14 protein-coding genes are annotated in these 18235 nt (G+C 69.6%); 9 read left to right on the top strand and 5 right to left on the bottom strand.

The genetic code is table 11. From position 1 onward, the window contains the following. Nucleotides 1-168: 168 nt before the first annotated feature. Entirely contained in the window at nt 169-1026 is an 858-nt protein-coding gene (locus C7389_RS21060; protein ID WP_133594634.1) for an HDOD domain-containing protein, read from the top strand. 116 nt (nt 1027-1142) lie between these two features. Here the strand turns inward: C7389_RS21060 and alaS are convergent, their stop codons facing one another. Further along, on the bottom strand, nt 1143-3764 hold the full coding sequence (gene alaS / locus C7389_RS21055; RefSeq protein ID WP_133594633.1) for an alanine--tRNA ligase: 2622 nt from the start codon (nt 3762-3764) through the stop codon (nt 1143-1145). A gap of 144 nt (nt 3765-3908) precedes the next feature. Here alaS and C7389_RS21050 point away from each other — a divergent pair, with 144 nt between their 5' ends. The 3 genes from C7389_RS21050 to C7389_RS21040 all read left to right on the top strand — a co-directional run bounded on the left by C7389_RS21050 (nt 3909) and on the right by C7389_RS21040 (nt 7283). Continuing rightward, nucleotides 3909-4460 carry a cob(I)yrinic acid a,c-diamide adenosyltransferase gene (locus tag C7389_RS21050; protein WP_133594632.1) on the top strand — a complete coding sequence of 184 codons (552 nt, stop codon included), beginning with the start codon at nt 3909-3911 and terminating at the stop codon, nt 4458-4460. 104 nt (nt 4461-4564) lie between these two features. Further along, on the top strand, nt 4565-6655 hold the full coding sequence (locus C7389_RS21045; RefSeq protein WP_133594631.1) for a protein-disulfide reductase DsbD family protein: 2091 nt from the start codon (nt 4565-4567) through the stop codon (nt 6653-6655). 13 nt (nt 6656-6668) lie between these two features. Next, nucleotides 6669-7283, top strand: coding sequence for a thioredoxin family protein (locus C7389_RS21040; RefSeq protein WP_133594630.1), 615 nt, complete (start codon nt 6669-6671; stop codon nt 7281-7283). Nucleotides 7284-7352: 69 nt separating this feature from the next. On the opposite strand, the gene C7389_RS21035 is transcribed toward C7389_RS21040, so the two are convergent. Next, complete coding sequence (locus C7389_RS21035) at nt 7353-7706, bottom strand: NifB/NifX family molybdenum-iron cluster-binding protein (RefSeq protein WP_133594656.1); 354 nt, start codon at nt 7704-7706, stop codon at nt 7353-7355. A gap of 73 nt (nt 7707-7779) precedes the next feature. On the opposite strand from C7389_RS21035, the gene C7389_RS21030 reads away from it, so the two are divergent. Both C7389_RS21030 and C7389_RS21025 read left to right on the top strand, forming a co-directional pair. Further along, nucleotides 7780-8379 carry an alpha-ketoglutarate-dependent dioxygenase AlkB family protein gene (locus tag C7389_RS21030; protein WP_133594629.1) on the top strand — a complete coding sequence of 200 codons (600 nt, stop codon included), beginning with the start codon at nt 7780-7782 and terminating at the stop codon, nt 8377-8379. 239 nt (nt 8380-8618) lie between these two features. Beyond that, entirely contained in the window at nt 8619-9698 is a 1080-nt protein-coding gene (locus C7389_RS21025; protein ID WP_133594628.1) for a flavin monoamine oxidase family protein, read from the top strand. Between the two features lie 342 nt (nt 9699-10040). Here C7389_RS21025 and C7389_RS21020 read toward each other — a convergent pair whose 3' ends face one another. Continuing rightward, the gene (locus C7389_RS21020; RefSeq protein WP_133594627.1) at nt 10041-11906 is read right to left on the bottom strand and encodes an ATP-binding cassette domain-containing protein; all 1866 of its coding nucleotides are present in this window, start codon (nt 11904-11906) and stop codon (nt 10041-10043) included. Between the two features lie 270 nt (nt 11907-12176). Here C7389_RS21020 and C7389_RS21015 point away from each other — a divergent pair, with 270 nt between their 5' ends. After that, nucleotides 12177-13190, top strand: coding sequence for an alpha/beta hydrolase (locus C7389_RS21015; protein ID WP_133594626.1), 1014 nt, complete (start codon nt 12177-12179; stop codon nt 13188-13190). A gap of 269 nt (nt 13191-13459) precedes the next feature. After that, nucleotides 13460-14530, top strand: a complete 1071-nt coding sequence (locus C7389_RS21010; protein WP_162851801.1) for a porin — start codon at nt 13460-13462, stop codon at nt 14528-14530. Nucleotides 14531-14571: 41 nt separating this feature from the next. On the opposite strand, the gene dinB is transcribed toward C7389_RS21010, so the two are convergent. Both dinB and aroG read right to left on the bottom strand, forming a co-directional pair. Beyond that, nucleotides 14572-15666: a DNA polymerase IV gene (dinB, locus tag C7389_RS21005; RefSeq protein ID WP_211342527.1), complete on the bottom strand. Its 1095-nt coding sequence runs from the start codon at nt 15664-15666 to the stop codon at nt 14572-14574. 85 nt (nt 15667-15751) lie between these two features. Next, on the bottom strand, nt 15752-16840 hold the full coding sequence (aroG, locus tag C7389_RS21000; protein ID WP_133594623.1) for a 3-deoxy-7-phosphoheptulonate synthase AroG: 1089 nt from the start codon (nt 16838-16840) through the stop codon (nt 15752-15754). A 141-nt stretch (nt 16841-16981) separates the two neighbouring features. On the opposite strand from aroG, the gene C7389_RS20995 reads away from it, so the two are divergent. Further along, nucleotides 16982-18229 carry a cation:proton antiporter gene (locus C7389_RS20995; RefSeq protein WP_133594622.1) on the top strand — a complete coding sequence of 416 codons (1248 nt, stop codon included), beginning with the start codon at nt 16982-16984 and terminating at the stop codon, nt 18227-18229. Nucleotides 18230-18235 lie beyond the last annotated feature (6 nt).

Below are 18235 nucleotides of genomic sequence, written 5' to 3'. Positions count from 1 at the left end.
ACGCCGGGCCTGCCTCCAAGCGCGAGGCGGGCCCGGCGCTTTTCCTTTGCAGAACGCCTATCCGTGCGCTTCTCCGGGGCGACGGTGAGCATTCCGTCAGCTTTAGGCGCCCACCTTCGTGCTATGGTTAGCAAGCCTCCGCCAGCACCCCCGCCCAGCAACACGAACATGCAAAAGCTAGACGAACAGCATTACGAGACAGCCCTCAAGGGCGTCTCCATTCCTTCCTGCCCCGCCATCCTCACCGAGCTGATCTCGGAACTGCGCAAGCCCTCCACCAACGGTAAGCTGGTCGCCCAGCTGATCGGCCGCGACGTCGGCCTCGCCGCCATGGTGATCAAGGCGGCCAACTCCCCGCTGTTCGGCAGCAAGCGGCAGATCGGCTCGATTGCCGAGGCGATCAAGCTGCTCGGCTTCAGTGCGCTGACCAACCTGGTCTACGAGGGGCTGCTGCGCTCCGTCACCAGTTCCCGGGATGCCTCGCTGGAGCGCTTCTGGGACAGCTCAGCCCACACCGCCGCCATCTCCGCCGAACTGGCCAGCGTGCTGGGCGGCGTCAGCCGGGACACCGCCCACACCTTCGGCCTGTTCCACGATTGCGGCATCCCGATGCTGGTGGAGCGCTTCCCGGATTACAAGCAGGTGCTGAATACGGCCAACGAGTCGGTGGACCGCAAGTTCACCGACATCGAGGACGAGGCGCTGTCCACCAACCATGCCGCCATCGGCAGCATCCTGGCACGCTCCTGGGGGCTGCCGGTCACGGTCTCCAACGCCATCCTGTGCCACCACGACTACGAGGTGCTGTACGACGCCCAGGGCCTGGAGAACGAATCCCGCAGCCTGATCGCCATCAACGCACTGGCGGGCTACATCGCCGGCCAGTACCTGCGCTCCAACCGTGACCAGGAATGGGGCAAGGCCGCAGCGGGCGTGTCGTCCTATTTCGGCATCTCGGCCAGCGAGCTGGACGACATCGCCGAAGACCTGCTGTACCGGCTGGACAAGCAGAAGAACGACCGCTGAAGCCCCGATACCGGGGCGGAAAAAGAAGGGGAGCCTTGCGGGCTCCCCGTTCTTTTCGTGCCCGGCCTGCCTGCTCTGCTAGCAACCAAGCAGGCCGCGGTGCCGGATCAAGGGCATTACAGCTTGGCCGCCACCCAGTCATTCACGCCGGCCAACGCCGCCGGCAGCTTGTCGGGCTCGGTACCGCCGGCCTGGGCCATGTCAGGACGGCCGCCTCCCTTGCCGCCGACCTGGGCGGCAACGAAATTCACCAGTTCGCCCGCCTTCACCTTGCCGGTGAGATCGGCGGTAACGCCGGCGATCAGGCTCACCCGGCCATCGGCCACCGAAGCCAGCACGATGGCGGCGGACTTCAGCTTGTCCTTCAGCTTGTCCATGGTTTCGCGCAGCGTGGCCACGTCGGCGCCTTCCAGCGTGGCGGCCAGCACCTTCGCTCCCTTGACGTCGGCAGCCTGGCCGGCGAGGTCGTCGCCCTGGCTGGCGGCCAGCTTGGACTTCAGCCGCGCCAGCTCCTTCTCCAGCGCACGCACGTTATCCAGGATGCCGGCGACGCGCTCGGCCACTTCGTCCGGCTGCACCTTCAGCAGCGCAGACATGCCGTGCACCCGGCGCTCCTGCTCCTGGGCGTAACGCAGCGCGTTCTCGCCGGTCACCGCCTCCACGCGGCGGATGCCGGCGGCCACGCCGCCTTCCATGACGATCTTGAACAGGCCGATGTCGCCGGTGCGGGACACATGGGTGCCGCCGCACAGCTCCTTGGAGGAGCCGATGCTCAGCACCCGCACCTCGTCGCCGTACTTCTCGCCGAACAGCATCATCGCGCCGGATTTCTGCGCGTCCTCCAACGCCATCACCGCCGCTTCGGTGGCGGCGTTGGCGAGGATCTCGCGGTTCACGATCTCCTCCACCTCGCGGATTTCCTCGGCGGACAGCGGCGCGCCGTGGGCGAAGTCGAAGCGGGTCTTGTCCGGATCCACCTGCGACCCCTTCTGCTGCACATGAGCGCCCAGCACTTCGCGCAAAGCCTTGTGCATCAGGTGGGTGACCGAGTGGTTGCGGGCGGTGGCGGCGCGGGCGGCGGCATCCACCCGGGCGGTGATGGCCTGGCCAACCTTCAGCGCGCCGGTCTTGACCACGCCGTGGTGGCCGAATACCGCCGCCTGGATCTTCAGCGTGTCCTCCACGGCGAAGATGCCGCCGGGCGCGCGCAGCTCGCCGCGGTCGCCGACCTGGCCGCCGGATTCGGCATAGAACGGGGTGTTGTCCAGCACCACCACGCCCATCTCGCCTTCAGCCAGCTCCTGCACCGGCGCGCCGTCCTTGTACAGCGCCAGCACTTCGCCCTTGGCTTCAAGCGCCTCGTAGCCGTGGAACACGGTGGACTTGCCCTCGTACTCCAGGTTGGCGGCCATCTTGAACTTGCCGGCGGCGCGCGCCTGCTCCTTCTGGCGCGCCATCGCGGCATCGAAGGCGGCGGCATCCACGGTGACTTCGCGCTCGCGGCAGATGTCGGCCGTGAGGTCCAGCGGGAAGCCATAGGTGTCGTGCAGCTTGAAGGCGGTGTCGCCATCGAACACCGTCTTGCCGGCTGCGGCCATGGCCTGCAGCTCGCCCTCGACGATGGCCATGCCGTTCTCGATGGTGGCGAAGAAGCGCTCCTCTTCCTGGCGCAGCACGTCGGTGACGCGCTTCTCGCCCGCCTTCAGCTCGGGATAGGCGTCGCCCATCTCGGCCACCAGGTCCGGCACCAGCTTGTGGAAGAAGGCAGCGCGGGCGCCCAGCTTGTAGCCGTGGCGGATGGCGCGGCGGATGATGCGGCGGAGCACGTAGCCGCGGCCTTCGTTGCCCGGGATCACGCCATCGGCGATGAGGAAGGAACAGGCACGGATGTGGTCCGCCAGGACCTTCAGCGAGGGCGACTCCATGTCGGCGCCGGAGGTCTCTCTCGCCGCCGCCTTGATCAGGTTCTGGAACAGGTCGATCTCGTAGTTGGCATGCACGCCCTGCAGCACCGCGGAGACCCGCTCCAGGCCCATGCCGGTATCCACCGAGGGCTTCGGCAGCGGATGCATCACGCCCTGCTCGTCGCGGTTGAACTGCATGAACACGTTGTTCCAGATCTCGATGTAGCGGTCGCCGTCTTCCTCCGGCGATCCCGGCGGGCCGCCCCAGATGCCTTCGCCGTGGTCGTAGAAGATCTCGGTGCACGGGCCGCAGGGGCCGGTGTCGCCCATCATCCAGAAGTTGTCGGAGGCGTAGCGCGCGCCCTTGTTGTCGCCGATGCGGATCACCCGCTCGGCCGGCACGCCCACTTCCTTGGTCCAGATGTCGTAGGCCTCGTCGTCCTCCGCATACACCGTCACCCACAGCTTGTCCTTGGGCAGCTTGAAGACCTCGGTCAGCAGCTCCCAGGCGTAGGTGATGGCGTCGCGCTTGAAGTAGTCGCCGAAACTGAAATTGCCCAGCATCTCGAAGAAGGTGTGGTGGCGCGCGGTGTAGCCCACGTTCTCGAGGTCGTTGTGCTTGCCGCCGGCGCGCACGCACTTCTGCGAGGTGGTGGCGCGGGAGTAGGGGCGCTTGTCGAAGCCGAGGAAGACGTCCTTGAACTGGTTCATGCCGGCGTTGGTGAACAGCAGCGTCGGATCGTCGTGCGGCACCAGCGACGAGGAGGCGACGATCTGGTGCCCCTTCGACTCGAAGAACTTGAGGAATTTCTCGCGGATTTCAGCGGACTTCATGGATTTCGAACCCATCTTGAACGTTATGACCCGGCGGCTGCGGGCGAATGGACCAGTTTATCATGAGGCTGCAGCGCCACCGCCGGGGTGAACCTGGCCCCACACCTATAATCCGGCGCTCAGACCAAGAGGAGGAATCCCGCCATGGGCCATCGCCTGTCCAAGATCTACACCCGCACCGGCGACGCCGGCACCACCGGCCTGGGAGACGGCCAGCGCGTGCCGAAGAACAGCCTGCGCATCGATGCGCTGGGCGAGGTGGACGAGGCCAACGCCGTCATCGGCGTGCTGCTGTGCGAAGACCTGCCGGACGACGTCCGCAGCCTGCTCACCGACGTGCAGCACGACCTCTTCGACCTCGGCGGCGAGGTCTGCATCCCCGGCATGAGCATGATCAGCGGCAAGCAGGTGGAACACCTGGAGAACGAGCTGGACCGCCTCAACGAACCGCTGCCGCCGCTGAAGGACTTCATCCTCCCCGGCGGCACCCGCGCCGCCGCCCTCGCCCACCACGCCCGCACCGTCTGCCGCCGCGCCGAACGCGCGCTGGTAGCGCTGGCGCAGGAAGAGAAGGTGAACGACGGCCCGCGCCAGTACCTCAACCGCCTTTCCGACCTGCTCTTCGTCCTCGGCCGCGTGCTCAACCGCGCCGGCGGCCGCGGCGACGTGCTGTGGCAGAAGGGCCGGAACGCCTGATTTTCGGCCCCGCGTAAGGGCCCGCGCCGAGAGCGGCCCTCAGAGGCAGCCGGAACCATCCCCACCACAAGCGGTCGCTTAACGAACCTTAAGCGGCCGCTGCCATGCCTTCCCTCCGCGCTTCCTTCCTCGCCCGCCTGCTGCTGCTCGCCCTGCTGGTTCCCGTCTGCGCCCAGGCCACCGCCAGGGTGGAAACGCCCAGGGTCCGGGCCGAATTGCTTGCTTACGCGCCGGAAGGTGTCGCTGCCGGCAAGCCGGTGTGGCTGGGCCTGCAGCTGCAGCACCAGCCGCACTGGCACACCTACTGGAAGAACCCCGGCGACTCCGGCCTGCCGACTACGCTGGCGTGGACGCTGCCCGCCGGCGCCAGCGCCGGCGAGATCGACTGGCCAGCGCCGCGCCCGCTGCCTTTCGGCCCGCTGGTGAATTACGGCTATGAAGACACCGTGCTGCTGCCGGTACCGCTGACGCTGAGCGAAGCGCCCGCCAGCGGCGGGCTGCCGGTCAAGCTGCAGGCCGACTGGCTGGTGTGCAAGGAGGAATGCATTCCCGAGAGCGGCGAGTTCGACCTGCTGCTGCCCAACGGTGGCGTGCTGGACCAGCACCGCGCCGCCTTCGAGGCCGCGCTGGCCGCCCGGCCACAGGCGCTGGCCAACGCGAGCGCCGAGGTCCGCGTCGAGGGCGACACGCTGGTCGCCACCATCGCCGGCCTGCCGGCCACGCTCGCCGGCAGCGAGCTGCGGCTGCTGCCGGAAACCGAGGGGCTGATAGAGCACGCCCAGGCCATCCAGCAATCCTGGCAGGACGGCCGCTGGCAGGCGCAGGTGCCGCTGTCGCCCCAGCGCAGCGCCAGCCCGGAACGGCTGCCCATGGTTCTATTGGCGGGCGACAGCGCCTTCCGGGTGGAAGCGCCGGTCAGCGGCTGGAAGGCGCTGGGCACCGCCTCGGCCGCCGCCCCCGCCCCCGCCCCGGCGCCCGGCGCCGCCCCGCCCACCGGCATCGGTTTCGCCGCCGGCCTGCTGCTGGCGCTGGCCGGCGGTGCGCTGCTCAACCTCATGCCCTGCGTCTTCCCCATCCTGTCGCTGAAGGTGCTGGGCTTCGCCCGCCACGCCGGCGCGCGGCGGGAACTGGCGGTGGGCGGCTTCGCCTACACCGCCGGCGTCATCCTCTCCTTCCTCGCCCTCGCCGGCGCGCTGATCGCCCTGCGTGCCGGCGGCGAGCAGCTGGGTTGGGGTTTCCAGCTGCAGGAGCCGGTCTTCGTCGCCGCGCTGGCGCTGCTGTTCACCCTGATCGGCCTCAACCTCGCCGGCGTGTTCGAACTGCGCACGCTGCTGCCCGGCTCGGCGGCGGGCTGGCAGCTGCAGCATCCGGCGGCGGACGCCTTCCTCACCGGCGTGCTGGCGGTGGCGGTGGCCTCGCCCTGCACCGCCCCCTTCATGGGCGCCGCGCTGGGCTTCGCCTTCACCCTGCCGGGGGCGCAGACGCTGCTGATCTTCGCCGCGCTCGGCCTCGGCCTGGCGCTGCCTTATCTGCTCGCCAGCCTGCTGCCCCCGGTGGCCCGCGCGATGCCGCGGCCGGGCGCCTGGATGGCGCGGCTGCGCACGGTGATGGCTTTCCCGATGTTCGCCACCGTGCTCTGGCTGCTGTGGGTGCTGGGCGTGCAGGCCGGCGTGAATGGGGTGATTGGCCTGCTCGGCCTGCTGCTGGCGGTGTCCTTCGCTGCCTGGGCATGGGCGCAGCCCGGCCGCAGCCGCTGGTGGCTGGGCACGCCGGCGGTGGCGCTGCTGGCCGCCGCGCTGGCGTGGTCGCTGCCCGGCCTGCGCGCCCAGCCGGCGCCGGCCGCCACCACCGCCGGCTGGGAGACCTGGTCGCCGGAGCGGGTGGCCGCGCTGCGCGCCGCCGGCCAGCCGGTGTTCGTGGATTTCACCGCCGCCTGGTGCGTCACCTGCCAGGTGAACAAGCGCACCACGCTGGCCGACGCCGCGGTGCTGGAGGAATTCCGCCGCGCCGGCGTGGCCCTGCTGCGCGCCGACTGGACCTCGCGCGACGCCAGCATCACCGCCGCGCTGGACGGCCTGGGCCGCAGCGGCGTGCCGGTCTATGCCCTCTACCCCGCCGACGCGGGCACGCCCCAGCTGCTCACCGAACTGCTCTCCGCCGGCGAAATCCGCAGCGCCCTCGCCAACCTGAAGTGAAAGGAGTTCCGCAATGAAAACCGTCCGCCTGCCCCTGTTTGCCCTGTGCGCCAGCCTCATGCTCCCGGCGCCCGCCTTCTCCGCCGCCACCGTCGGCCAGCCGGCGCCGGACTTCACCGCCAGCGGCACCGACGGCAAGCGCCACAGCTTGGCCGACTACCGCGGCAAGTACGTGGTGATGGAATGGGTGAACCCTGGCTGCCCCTTCGTGCGCAAGCATTACTCCTCCGGCAATATGCAAACCACCCAGCAGGAGGCGACCCGCGCCGGCGCCGTGTGGCTGACGATCAACTCCACCGCGAAGAGCAGCGGCGACTACCTCTCCGCCGCCGACATGGGCCAATGGATGAGCGAGCAGAAGGCCGCCGCCACCGCCACCCTGCTGGACACCGACGGCAAGGTGGGCATGGCCTACGGCGCCAAGACCACGCCGCACATGTACATCATCGATCCGCAAGGCAAGCTGATCTACGCCGGCGCCATCGACAGCAAGCCCTCCGCCAAGGTGGAGGACATCGCCACCGCCACCAACTACGTCAGGACCAGCCTGCAGGAAGCGCTGGCCGGCAAGCCGGTGAGCCAGGCCAACACCAAGGCCTACGGCTGCTCGGTGAAGTACGAGGGCTGAGGGCGCGGCGCCGGCCGTCCAGCCTGAAACCCGCGATGTGAGGCCGGCGCGCGAAGGGCGCGCCCAGCCTCAGATACCACGGGAGGCGGCATAGGCGCTCAGCGCCGCACCTATCTCCTCCCAGGCGTAATCCGCCACCCCTTCGACTCCGCGCGCCGCCAGCTTGGCCGTCGGCCCGTCGCCTATCTTGGCCACCAGCACCGCCTTGCAGTCCGCCACCGCTTCCAGGATGCCGGCCAGCGCGCCTTGGTCGGAGCTGCCGCCCAGGCAGTAGTGCGCCACCTCCCGCGTCTCGACCAGCCGGTGGCCGCCCGCCTCCACGTCGTAGATGTGGAAGGTCTTGGCGTGGCCGAAATGCTCGCTCACCGCCACGCCTTCCTTGCTCGCCACCGCCACCCGCAGCGGCTTCGCCGTTTCGCTCATCGTGTCGTCCGTCATTCGCTGTCGATGTGAAGAACAAGCAAGAGCTGCGCCCTTCGCGACTATGCTGGCGGCCATGACGCCCGCCCCCCTCATCCTGCCCGCGCCCCATCCGCTGCTGAACTGCTGGCGGCTGCTGGACGCCGCCGCCGCCGAGCAGCTGTTCCACGCCCTGTGCGCCGGCATCCCGTGGACCGACGGCAGCTACCTCGCCGCCGGCCGGCGCTTCCGCCTGCCGCGCCAGCAGGCCTGGTTCTCCGACGCCGGCATCGACTACCGCTACGCCCAGAACCTGCTCAACTCCCACGGCTGGACACCGCCGCTGGCGGCGCTGCGGGAGCAGGTCGCCCAACTAACCGGCCACCGCTTCAACGCCGTGCTCGCCAACCTCTACCGCGACGGCGAAGACCACGTCGGCTGGCATGCGGACGACGAGGCCGACCTCGGCCCGGCGCCGGTCATCGCCTCCCTCAGCCTGGGCGCCACCCGCGCCTTCCACTGGCGGCCCAAGCCCGGCGTCGCCGGCGCAGCCGCCTCGCTGCCCCTGGAGGCCGGCACCCTGCTGCTGATGCGCGCGCCCTTCCAGCAGCAGTGGGAGCATGCGGTGCCGGCAGAGCCGGATATCGCCGGCGCGCGGCTCAATCTCACCTTCCGCCGGGTGTTTCCGCAGCCTTGAGCGCCGCTGGCCGCGCGCGACAGGGCAGGGAGCCGAGCAAACCGGCGGACGGCCCCTGGCCCTGCAACACATCGCACATCACCGCCTGCTTGGTGGCACATCCAACGCGCAGCCCCCGTGCCTATCGCCTCGACATGCAACGGAAACCCTGCTCATCCGGCGAGATCCGCCTTTGGAATGAAGCTTGCGTCTGCCTGGCCACGCCGGCACGGCCGGAGAACGGGATACGAGGTGCTTCCATGCTGGAAACCGCAATCATCGGTGGCGGCCTGTGCGGGCTGGCCCTGGCCAACCTGCTGCACGGCGCGCGCCGCGACTTCGCCCTCTTCGAGGCCCGCGACCGCCTCGGCGGCCGCATCCTCTGTACCGACGAGGGCCTGGACCTCGGCCCCAGCTGGTACTGGCCGGACCACCAGCCGCGCATCACCCGCCTGATCTCCGACCTCGGCCTGGAAAGCCTGCCGCAGCGGGAACACGGCCGCCATCTGCTGCAGAAGGAAGCCGGCGGCCGGCCGGAATCCTTCGAGCAGGCCGACGTCCACGGCGGCGCGCGGCGCCTGGCCGGCGGGCTGGATACCCTGGTGCAGGCGCTGGCCGCCCGCCTGCCGGCGCCGCGCCTGCACCTGGCGCACGCCCTCAGTGGCCTGCGCGACCGCGGCAGCCACATCGAGCTGCACCTGAGCGAACCGCAGGGCGAACGCTTCATCTCCGCCCGCCATGTCATCCTCGCCCTGCCGCCCCGGCTGGTGGAAGAACGCATCGCCTTCCAACCGCCGCTGCCGCCGCGGCTAGCGCAGGCGCTGCGCAACGCGCCGACCTGGATGGCCGGCCAGGCCAAGCTGCTCAGCCTGCATGCGGAGAGCTTCTGGCGCGAGCAAGGCCTGTCCGGCACCGCCACGCTGCGCCACTCGCAGAGCGCGCTGGCGGAAACCTGGGACGCCGGCAATGGCAGCGGCCAGGCCGCCCTCGGCGCCTTCATCGCCCTCAGCCCCAGCCAGCGCGCCGCCTTCCGCGGCGGCCTGGACATGCTGGCCGCCAGCCAGCTGCAGCAGCTGTTCGGCCCGCAGGCGCAGGATGGCCAGCGCCGCTACCACGACTGGGCGGACGAGCCGCACACCTGCTCCCAGCTGGACCTCCAGCCGCCCATCGCCCATCCGGCCTACGGCGAGCGCGAGCTGCAGCTGCCGGTGTGGCAGGGCAAGCTGCACTTCGGCGGCACCGAGACGGCGGTCTATGGCGGTGGGTATATGGAGGGGGCGCTGGAGGCGGCCGGCCGGATCCGGCGGGAACTGATGCTGGGGTGGTCGGCAGCGGCGTAGGAGTCGGATGCAGGTGTGGCACCAGGCCTAGCCATTGGTGGCGCCCACCGCAGGGCACCAGGCAACTCGGCCCCGAGGCCGCACTCCCTCCCCCTCGCGGGGGAGGGCCGGGGAGAGGGGGACGCCCCGCAAGGGACGGCTACGTGTGAGGTCCGCGGACCTCTCCCCCGGCCCCGCTCCGCGTCCCGGCCCTAGGGCCTGCCGGCCACCGGGCGCGCCGGCGGGGGAAGCCAGTGCTCCGCTTTTTCCGCCTACGCCCCGCAAGGGGAGAAAACCAGCCATTCGCCCCCCAAACCACACAGGTTCTCAACGCACATCCTGCTGGCCTTTGAGCAGCGTCCGTCAGGAAGCCCCAGCTCCCACCTCGCCCCCTTGCGCCGCCAGCAGCTCCCTGAACAGCGGCGAGGACTGCGCCAGCGCCCAGGCGCTGCCGACCGCCTCGATGCGGCCGGCGCGCATCAGGATCACCTCGTCGAAGCGGTCCAGCAGATGCAGCCTGTGCACCGAGGACACCACCGCCGCTTCGCCGAAATGGCGGAACAGACGCTGGTACACCCGCGCTTCGGATTCCGGGTCCAGGCTGCTGGTCGGCTCGTCCAGCAGCAGCAGCGCGCTGCCTTCCGCCGCCAGCACGCCGCGCGCCAGGGCCAGCCGCTGGCGCTGGCCGCCGGACCAGTTGGCGCCGCCTTCGGCCACCCGGGTGGCCAATCCCATGCCCAGGCCGGCGACCAGGGTGTCGGCGCTGGCGGCATGCAGCGCGGCGGCGATGGTTTCCGGCGCGGCGCTTTCACCCATCGCCAGGTTCTCCTCCAGCGTGCCGTCGAACATCTCCGCCTGCTGCGGGATCAGGGTGGCGAAGCTGCGCAGGCTGTCGCCGGCCTGCTCCACTGCCTCGTCGTCCAGCAGCAGCAGGCCGCTGCCGGCACGATCAAGGCCGGCGAGCAGGCGCAGCAGCGTGGTCTTGCCCGCGCCGCTGGGGCCGACCAGCGCATAGCGGCGGCCACGCTGCAGGGTGAGCGCGTCTATCTCCACCCCGCCACCGTGCGAGGCCGCATAGGAGAAGCGCAGGCCTTCCAGCTTGAGCTCGCGCCAGCCGTGGGCCGCCGGCGCGCGGGCGTCCTGCACCGAGGGCGCCGCCAGCAGCGGCGCGGCCGCGGCAAAGTCGGCGCGCTGCCGCGCCAGTGACTGGAAGTGGGCGGCGATGGCGGTGATCACGCCGCCCGCCTGCTGGGCGTACTCGTACACCATGAACACCTTGCCCAGCGCGATGCCGCTGCCGGCGCCGCTCGCCTCCATCGCATACACCGCTACCAGCACGCACCACAGCAGGCTGGCGAGCAGGTCCACCGAGCACCACTTGGCTTCGTTCAGCACGATGCTGCGCTTGAGCGGGCCGAATACGTCCGCCAGCCGCGAAGCGATCAAGCGCGCCGCGCCACCGCCGCGCCGCAGCGCCAGCACCGAGAACACATTGCCGAGCACGTCCACCAGCGCGGCGGTGTAGCGGCGCTCGGCGCGGTTTTCGTCCACCGCCAGCCGCATCATGCTGCGGTCGAAACGGGTGATGAGCAGGCCGATCAGCCCATAGCCGACCACCGCCACCACGCCCACCAGCGGCGAGATCAGGCACAAGGCGACGATGGGCCCGACCAGCCGCACCGTGTTCTGCAGGTAGATGAACTGGCTCTGGGCGAAGTCGTACAGCGCATGGCTGCTCTGCTGCACCCGGTGGGTGGTTTCGCCGGAGTGGTGGCGCTCGTGCCAGGCCAGCGGCGCGCTCACCAGTTGCCCCACCAGCAGGCCGGAAAGGCGCTCCCTCACCTTGAGGGCGACGTTGCGCTCCAGGATGCGCCCCGGTCCGTGCAACAGCCAGCTGGCGGCAATGGCGGCGAACACCAGCGCCAGCCACCGCCCGGCGCCGGCCAGCCCGTCCAGGCCGCCATGCTGGATGGCATCTATCGCCTTGCCCGCCAGCCAGGGCACGCCCAGTTTGAACAGCTGCGACGCCAGCAGCAGCAGGAAGGCCCACAGGATGAGGTGGCGCGCGCCGGCGGCGTGATGCCACAAGGCACGGTACAGAGCGCCCAGGCTGACCGGCGTTTCCGGCGGCGCCTCGGGCACCGGCGCAGTCGCCTCGGCTGTACTGCCCACCGGTGGCCGCTCGCCCACGATGGCGGCGGCGGGGTCGGTGGAAATCGGCTCTGACATGGTGTGTTGTCCTTGTTGTTCCCTTGTTGCTCCCTCTGGCCGGCAGCACGCCGGACCCTATCCGCCCCCGCTCGGGCAGCCCGCGGCCACTACCTCCCGGCTGGCGGCAAACCCGGCGCATCCGCGCCTCCGGCGGCAGATCATGGCCGGCATGCCAGGCGCCGTAACCGGCCGTAATACATCCGGCGCCGCAGCCGGTTGTCGCCCCCGCCAGCGGCTCGCTATTCTCCCGCGGCGCGCCTCGCCCTGCTCACCCTTCCCGGAGTTCCCATGCCATCCCCCCGCCCGCAAGACCTTGCCTCGCCGCGCTTCACGCACCCGCTGGCCGCCGCCCTGCTCGCCGCCCTCGCCCTCCTCGGCAGCACGCCACCGGCCGAAGCCGGCCGCCTGCGCGAGGCGCTGGAGGCAAGGCGGGCGGAACGGGCCGGCGCCGCGACGGACGATGCCCTGGCCGGCGAGGTGGACGAGCGCCCGGCCAGCGCATCCGGTCTGCCGGCTGGCAGCCAGGTACTGCGCGACCTCGCCTACGGCACCGCCGGCCGGCAGAAGCTGGACGTGTACCTGCCCCCGGCGGCCACCAGCGCCCCGCCGGCGCCCATCGTGCTGATGGTGCACGGCGGCGGCTGGCGCCTGGGTGACAAGGCGGCGGAACGGGTCGTCGCCAACAAGGCCGCCCACTGGCTGGGGCAAGGCGTGGTCTTCGTCTCGACCAACTACCGGCTGCTGCCACAGGCTGAGCCGCAGGCGCAGGCGGAGGACGTCGCCCGCGCCCTGGCCTACGTCCAGGCGCACGCCGGTGAGTGGCATGCAGACCCGCAGCGGCTGGTGCTGATGGGCCACTCCGCCGGCGCCCACCTCATCGCCCTGCTGTCCGCCGATCCGGCGCGGGCCATCGCGCTGGGCGCCCGGCCCTGGGCTGGCAGCGTGTCCCTGGACAGTGCGGCGCTGGACCTCGTCCAGCTCATGGAAGGCCGCCATGCCAGGCTCTACGACCGCGCCTTCGGGGCCGACCCGGCCACCTGGCGCGCCGCCTCGCCGCAGCATCACCTGAGCGCCCAGGCCCTGCCCATGCTGCTGGTCTGCTCCACCCGCCGGGCGGACGATCCTTGCGCCCAGGCCAAGCGCTATGCGGCCGCCGCCGGAACGCTGGGCGTGCGCACCGAGATCCTGCCCCAGCCGCTGAGCCATGGCGACATCAACGGCCAGCTCGGCCTGCCCGGCGCCTACACGGCGGCGGTGGATGGCTTCCTCTCTTCACTGGCGGGTTTCCGCAGCGGGCATTGAGCGCCATTATATGTAGCATAAGAAACAAATAATTCGTCGCAAACCCTTCAAAGTCCATCGGCCTGTAAGCAAGCAAATAAGCCATAACTCAGCATTTTCACGGCATTGATCCAGCATCAATACCCGCCAACCGGGTATATATATACATTGGCATACATAATGCTCTTGCCAGTGGGACATGCCGCGCGTTACGCAGGCATGCAGCGCCTGCGGCTGCGAAATCCTTCGCCCGCGGCCGCGTTCTCCCACTCGCGCATAAGGATCAACCTGTGAGAAAAACCCTAGTGGCCGCGCTCCTCGCCGCCGGCCTTGCGGGCAGCGTCCATGCCCAGTCCAACGTCACCATCTACGGCCTGGTCGACTACGGCGCCACCTACGTCAAGGCCAGCGGCCAGGACAGCCGCCAAGCTATCGACAGCGGCACCAGCGCCGGCTCCCGCCTGGGCTTCCGCGGCATCGAAGACATCGGCAACAGCACCAAGGTCGGCTTCGTCTATGAGATGGGCATGAGCCCGGACTCCGGCTCCGCCTTCACCTTCAGCAACCGCGCCTCCTGGGTGAATGTGGTCAGCAGCCTGGGCGAGATCCGCGTCGGCCGCCAGGATGGCATCGGCTATGGCTGGCTGGCGGCGGTGTCGCCCTTCGGCACTACCTACGGCCAGGCATCGATGAACACCCTGTTCGGCTACAGCCAGATCAGCAATCGCCTGAGCAACGCGCTGTTCTACTACTCACCGAACTTCGGTGGCCTGGATTTCGCGCTCGGTTACAGCGGCAACATCACTGACGACGAGAGCGTGGAGAACACCAGCGACCAACGCGCCCTCAACGCCGGCCTGCGCTACAAGAATGGTCCGCTGCTGGCAGTCTTGGTGTACGAGCAGAAGAACTACGCCAACAACCTCAGCTCCACCGGCCGCGACAACGCCAAGAGCATGGCGCTGGGTGGCACCTACGACTTCGGCGCGGTCAAGGTGCATGCCGCCTATGGCCAACTGCGCAAGCGCAACTACGTCAGCACGGCGGAGAAGGAGAAATCCTGGCTGGTGGGCCTGAGCGCCCCGATCGGCCAGAACGGCAGCCTGTTCGGCACCTACCAGTACAACAAAGGCCGCAACGAGAACCTGTACGGCGCGGCACAGGACGATGCCGTCCGCGGCTTCGCGCTGGGTTACACCCACAAGCTGTCCAAGCGCACCAACCTGTACGTGTTCGGCAGCCGCTACAACGACACGCCGCTGCTCTTCACCGGCACCGAGAACGCCAGCTCCAACTCGCCGACTGCGACCGGCCCGGTCGACCAGAACCAGTTCGGCGCCGGCATCGTGCATCGCTTCTGATTCTGTAATGCATCTCCTCTAGTTGGACCCGTGGTGGTCCTTTAGCCCGGCAGGTCGCCGAACAGGCTGATCTGCCGGGCTTTTTTACCTTCGCCCTCGTCGGCATCGTCCTCGCTCTCGGCGAAGCGCAGGCCCACGCCCAGCAGGCGCACCGGCAGCCCGCGGCGGGCGTGCCCTTCCTCCAGCAGGCGCAACCAGGTAGCGACATCCGGCCCGCTGGCCGCGCACTCGGCGGTGGTCTGGGAGAAATCGGCGAACTTGATCTTCACCACCGCCTTGGTCACCGGCCGGCGCGACTGGGTGCGCTCGAAGCGGCGGGCAAACTCCTCCATCAGCGCCGGCAGCGCGGCGCGACAGGCGGCGAGGTCCGGCAGGTCGGTGACATAGGTGGTTTCCACCGAGATGGACTTGCGGATGCGGTCCGGCTTCACCTCGCGCTCGTCGATGCCGCGGCACAAGCGGTACAGGCTGGCGCCGAAGCTGCCGAAATGCTGGGTGAGGTCGGCCAGGCTCCAGGCGCGCAGATCGCCGCAGGTGTGCACGCCGAGGCGGGCCAGCTTGGCGGCGGTGACCTTGCCGACGCCGAAGATCTTCTTCACCGGCAGCGCGGCGACGAAGGCGTCCACCTCTTGCGGGCGGACGACGAACTGGCCGTCCGGCTTGTTCCAGTCGCTCGCCACCTTGGCGATGAACTTGTTCGGCGCGATGCCGGCGGAGGCAGTGATGCCGACCTCGTCGCGGATGCGGCCGCGTATCTCCTCCGCCATCCGCGTCGCCGAACCCTGGCAGCGATCCACGCCGGTCACGTCCAGGTAGGCCTCGTCCAGCGACAGCGGCTCCACCAGCGGCGTGTAGTCGCGGTAGATGGCGAGGATGAGGCGGGAGGCGGCGCGGTAGCGCTCGAAGTCTGGCGGAATCAGCAGCAGCTGGGGGCAGAGCTGCAGCGCGCGGGCGGTGGACATGGCCGAATGCACGCCGAAGGCGCGCGCCTCGTAGTTGCAGGTGGCGACCACGCCGCGATGCTCCGCCCGGCCGCCCACCGCCAGCGGCCGGCCGCGCAACGTGGGATCGTCGCGCATCTCCACCGAGGCGTAGAAACAGTCGCAATCGCAATGGATGATCTTGCGCTGGCTCACCGCTCGCTCCGGCCCGGCCGCCAAAACAAGAAAGCCCGCTGCGGGGCGGGCTTTTGCGTTGCTGCGCGGACTGGCCGCAAGGGGCTTACTCCACCTCAGGCGCCGCCCGACGCACGCGGCGGTTACGCACCGCTTCGGCCAGCACGTCCAGCACCGTCAGGCTGTCTTCCCAGCCGATGCAGGCGTCGGTGATGCTCTTGCCGTACTCCAGCGCCACGCCCGGCTTGAGGTCCTGGCGGCCTTCCTTGAGGTGGGATTCGACCATGACGCCGATGATGCGGTCTTCGCCGGCCGCGATCTGGCCGCCGACGTCGCGCGCCACCGCCACCTGCAGCTGATGCTGCTTCTGGCTGTTGGCGTGGGAGAAGTCGATCATGACCTTGCCCGGCACGCCGGAGGCGGCCAGCTCCTTGCAGGCGGCATCCACGCTGGCGGCGTCGTAGTTGGGCGCCTTACCGCCGCGCAGGATGGCGTGACAGTCCTCGTTGCCGCGGGTAGACACGATGGCGGAGTGGCCGGCCTTGGTCACGCTGAGGAAATGGTGCGGCGACTGCGCCGCCTTGATCGCATCCACCGCGATGCGCACATTGCCGTCGGTGCCGTTCTTGAACCCGACCGGACACGACAGGCCGGAGGCCAGCTCGCGGTGCACCTGGCTCTCGGTGGTGCGCGCGCCGATGGCGCCCCAGCTGATGAGATCGGCGATGTACTGCGGCGTGATCATGTCGAGGAATTCGGTGCCGGCCGGCAGGCCCAGCTCGTTCACTTCCCACAGCAGCTTGCGCGCCAGGCGCACGCCCTCATTGATGGCGAAGCTGCCATCGAGGTAGGGGTCGTTGATCAGGCCTTTCCAGCCGACGGTGGTGCGCGGCTTCTCGAAATAGACGCGCATCACGATGAGCAGGTCGTCCTGCAGGCGGTCGGCCTCCAGCTTCAGCTTGCGGGCATATTCCAGCGCGGCATCCGCGTCATGGATGGAGCAGGGGCCGATCACCACCAGCAGGCGGTCGTCGGCGCCGTAGAGGATGCGGTGGATCGCGCTGCGCGCCGCGAACGCCGTCTCCGCCGACTTGGGAGTGGCCGGAAACTCGCGCAGCACATGGGCGGGCGGAACGAGTTCCTTGATCTCCTTGATACGGACGTCGTCGATATGAATCCGGATTGAGGCAGTCATGGCGAAGCTCTTGGCAGGTACGGGCGGAAGCCCTCGATTCTAGCGAATTTTCATGGCCGCCGAGACCGGCGCAATGTTGCAGTGCGAAAAAAAACGGTGCTAAGGTGCCCGTCCGATCAACGAATCCCGGGGAGATGAAACATGCCCCCCCTGTTCGATTTCATCGCCGATGCGCTGATCTTCGTTCTTGTTCCCTGGGCCGTCTGGCGCCTTCTCGGCCGCTCGGTTCCCCTCGCGGTCCTGCCCATCCTCATCGGCCTCGGCCTTGCTGCCGCCGGCCTGAAACCCACCTCGCTCGGCGTCCCCTCCGCCCTGGGCGACCAGTTCGGCTGGATAGGCGTGCTGCTGCTCGCCTTCAGCGCCGGCCTGGAGATGCGCCAGTCGGACGAGGAGCAGACTGCCCGCAGCCCGTCGCTGCCGATCTCACGGCTGGCTACCAGCGCCGCGGCGGCGCTGGCCCTGCCCTTCGTCGTCGGCGCCCTGGCCGCCTACTACCACTTCAACCAGCTTCCCGGCTGGACGCCGCCCCGCGGCGAAGGCTGGCTGGGCGCGCTCGCCATCGGCCTCTGCGTCGCGGTAAGCGCCCTGCCGGTGCTGATCGGCATCGTGCGCGAGCTCAATCCCCTGCAGCGCCCCTACGGCCAGGTCGCCCTCGGCGTGGCAGTGATAGACGACGCCGTGCTGTGGATAGGCCTCGCCCTGCTGCTGTTCGCCGCCAATGGCAGCGCCGCCTTGAGCAACTGGGACGGCACCGAACTGCTCGCCGTGGGCATCCTGGTGGCGCTGGCCGTGGGCGGCATGCGCGCGCAGAAGCGCGACGGCCTGCCGCCGCGCTGGATGATCTGGGCGATGGCGGTGCTCTACCTCGCCGGCGGCGCCTGGGCCAGCTCCCAACTGGGCCTGCACGCCCTGCTCGGCGCCTACTTCGGCGGCGCCATGATGGCGCCCAAGTGGGTACGCCTGCTGCCGCCGGAGCAACTGGGCCGTGTCGCCCTGTTCGGCCTCGCGCCGCTGTTCTTCGGCCACAGCGGCCTGCGCATCGACGGCGACGCCCTCACCTGGAGCTCGCTGGTCGCCTCGCTGGGCCTGCTGGCCCTGTCGGTGCTCACCAAGCTGGGCGCGGTCATCCTCTATCCCCCTTCGCCCGACCTCGACCGCCGCGAAGCGCTGGCGGTCGGTGCCCTGCTGCAGTGCAAGGGGCTGATGGAGATCGTCGCCGCCACCATCCTGCGCGACCAGGGCCTGATCTCGGAACACGCTTACGCCGCATTGATCACCCTGGCGGTGCTGTCCACCACCATGACCGGGCCGCTGTTCCGCTTCTGCCTGGGAAAAGGCTGGATCCCCCGCGTTGACGCCCCGACAGAATGCCCCCGGCCGGGCAACTGAGGTAGC

It is taken from the genome of Azoarcus indigens, from assembly GCF_004361735.1.
Taxonomy (GTDB): domain Bacteria; phylum Pseudomonadota; class Gammaproteobacteria; order Burkholderiales; family Rhodocyclaceae; genus Azoarcus; species Azoarcus indigens.
Note: the sequence above shows the minus strand (reverse complement) of the source record. Positions and strands in the feature narration are given on the sequence as shown.

Bases quoted from the DNA above. Each gene is read 5' to 3' on its own strand.
- C7389_RS21060 (WP_133594634.1), top strand. From the start codon at position 169: ATGCAAAAGCTAGACGAACAGCATTACGAGACAGCCCTCAAGGGCGTC.
- alaS (WP_133594633.1), bottom strand. From the start codon at position 3,764: ATGAAGTCCGCTGAAATCCGCGAGAAATTCCTCAAGTTCTTCGAGTCG.
- C7389_RS21050 (WP_133594632.1), top strand. From the start codon at position 3,909: ATGGGCCATCGCCTGTCCAAGATCTACACCCGCACCGGCGACGCCGGC.
- C7389_RS21045 (WP_133594631.1), top strand. From the start codon at position 4,565: ATGCCTTCCCTCCGCGCTTCCTTCCTCGCCCGCCTGCTGCTGCTCGCC.
- C7389_RS21040 (WP_133594630.1), top strand. From the start codon at position 6,669: ATGAAAACCGTCCGCCTGCCCCTGTTTGCCCTGTGCGCCAGCCTCATG.
- C7389_RS21035 (WP_133594656.1), bottom strand. From the start codon at position 7,706: ATGAGCGAAACGGCGAAGCCGCTGCGGGTGGCGGTGGCGAGCAAGGAA.
- C7389_RS21030 (WP_133594629.1), top strand. From the start codon at position 7,780: ATGACGCCCGCCCCCCTCATCCTGCCCGCGCCCCATCCGCTGCTGAAC.
- C7389_RS21025 (WP_133594628.1), top strand. From the start codon at position 8,619: ATGCTGGAAACCGCAATCATCGGTGGCGGCCTGTGCGGGCTGGCCCTG.
- C7389_RS21020 (WP_133594627.1), bottom strand. From the start codon at position 11,906: ATGTCAGAGCCGATTTCCACCGACCCCGCCGCCGCCATCGTGGGCGAG.
- C7389_RS21015 (WP_133594626.1), top strand. From the start codon at position 12,177: ATGCCATCCCCCCGCCCGCAAGACCTTGCCTCGCCGCGCTTCACGCAC.
- aroG (WP_133594623.1), bottom strand. From the start codon at position 16,840: ATGACTGCCTCAATCCGGATTCATATCGACGACGTCCGTATCAAGGAG.
- C7389_RS20995 (WP_133594622.1), top strand. From the start codon at position 16,982: ATGCCCCCCCTGTTCGATTTCATCGCCGATGCGCTGATCTTCGTTCTT.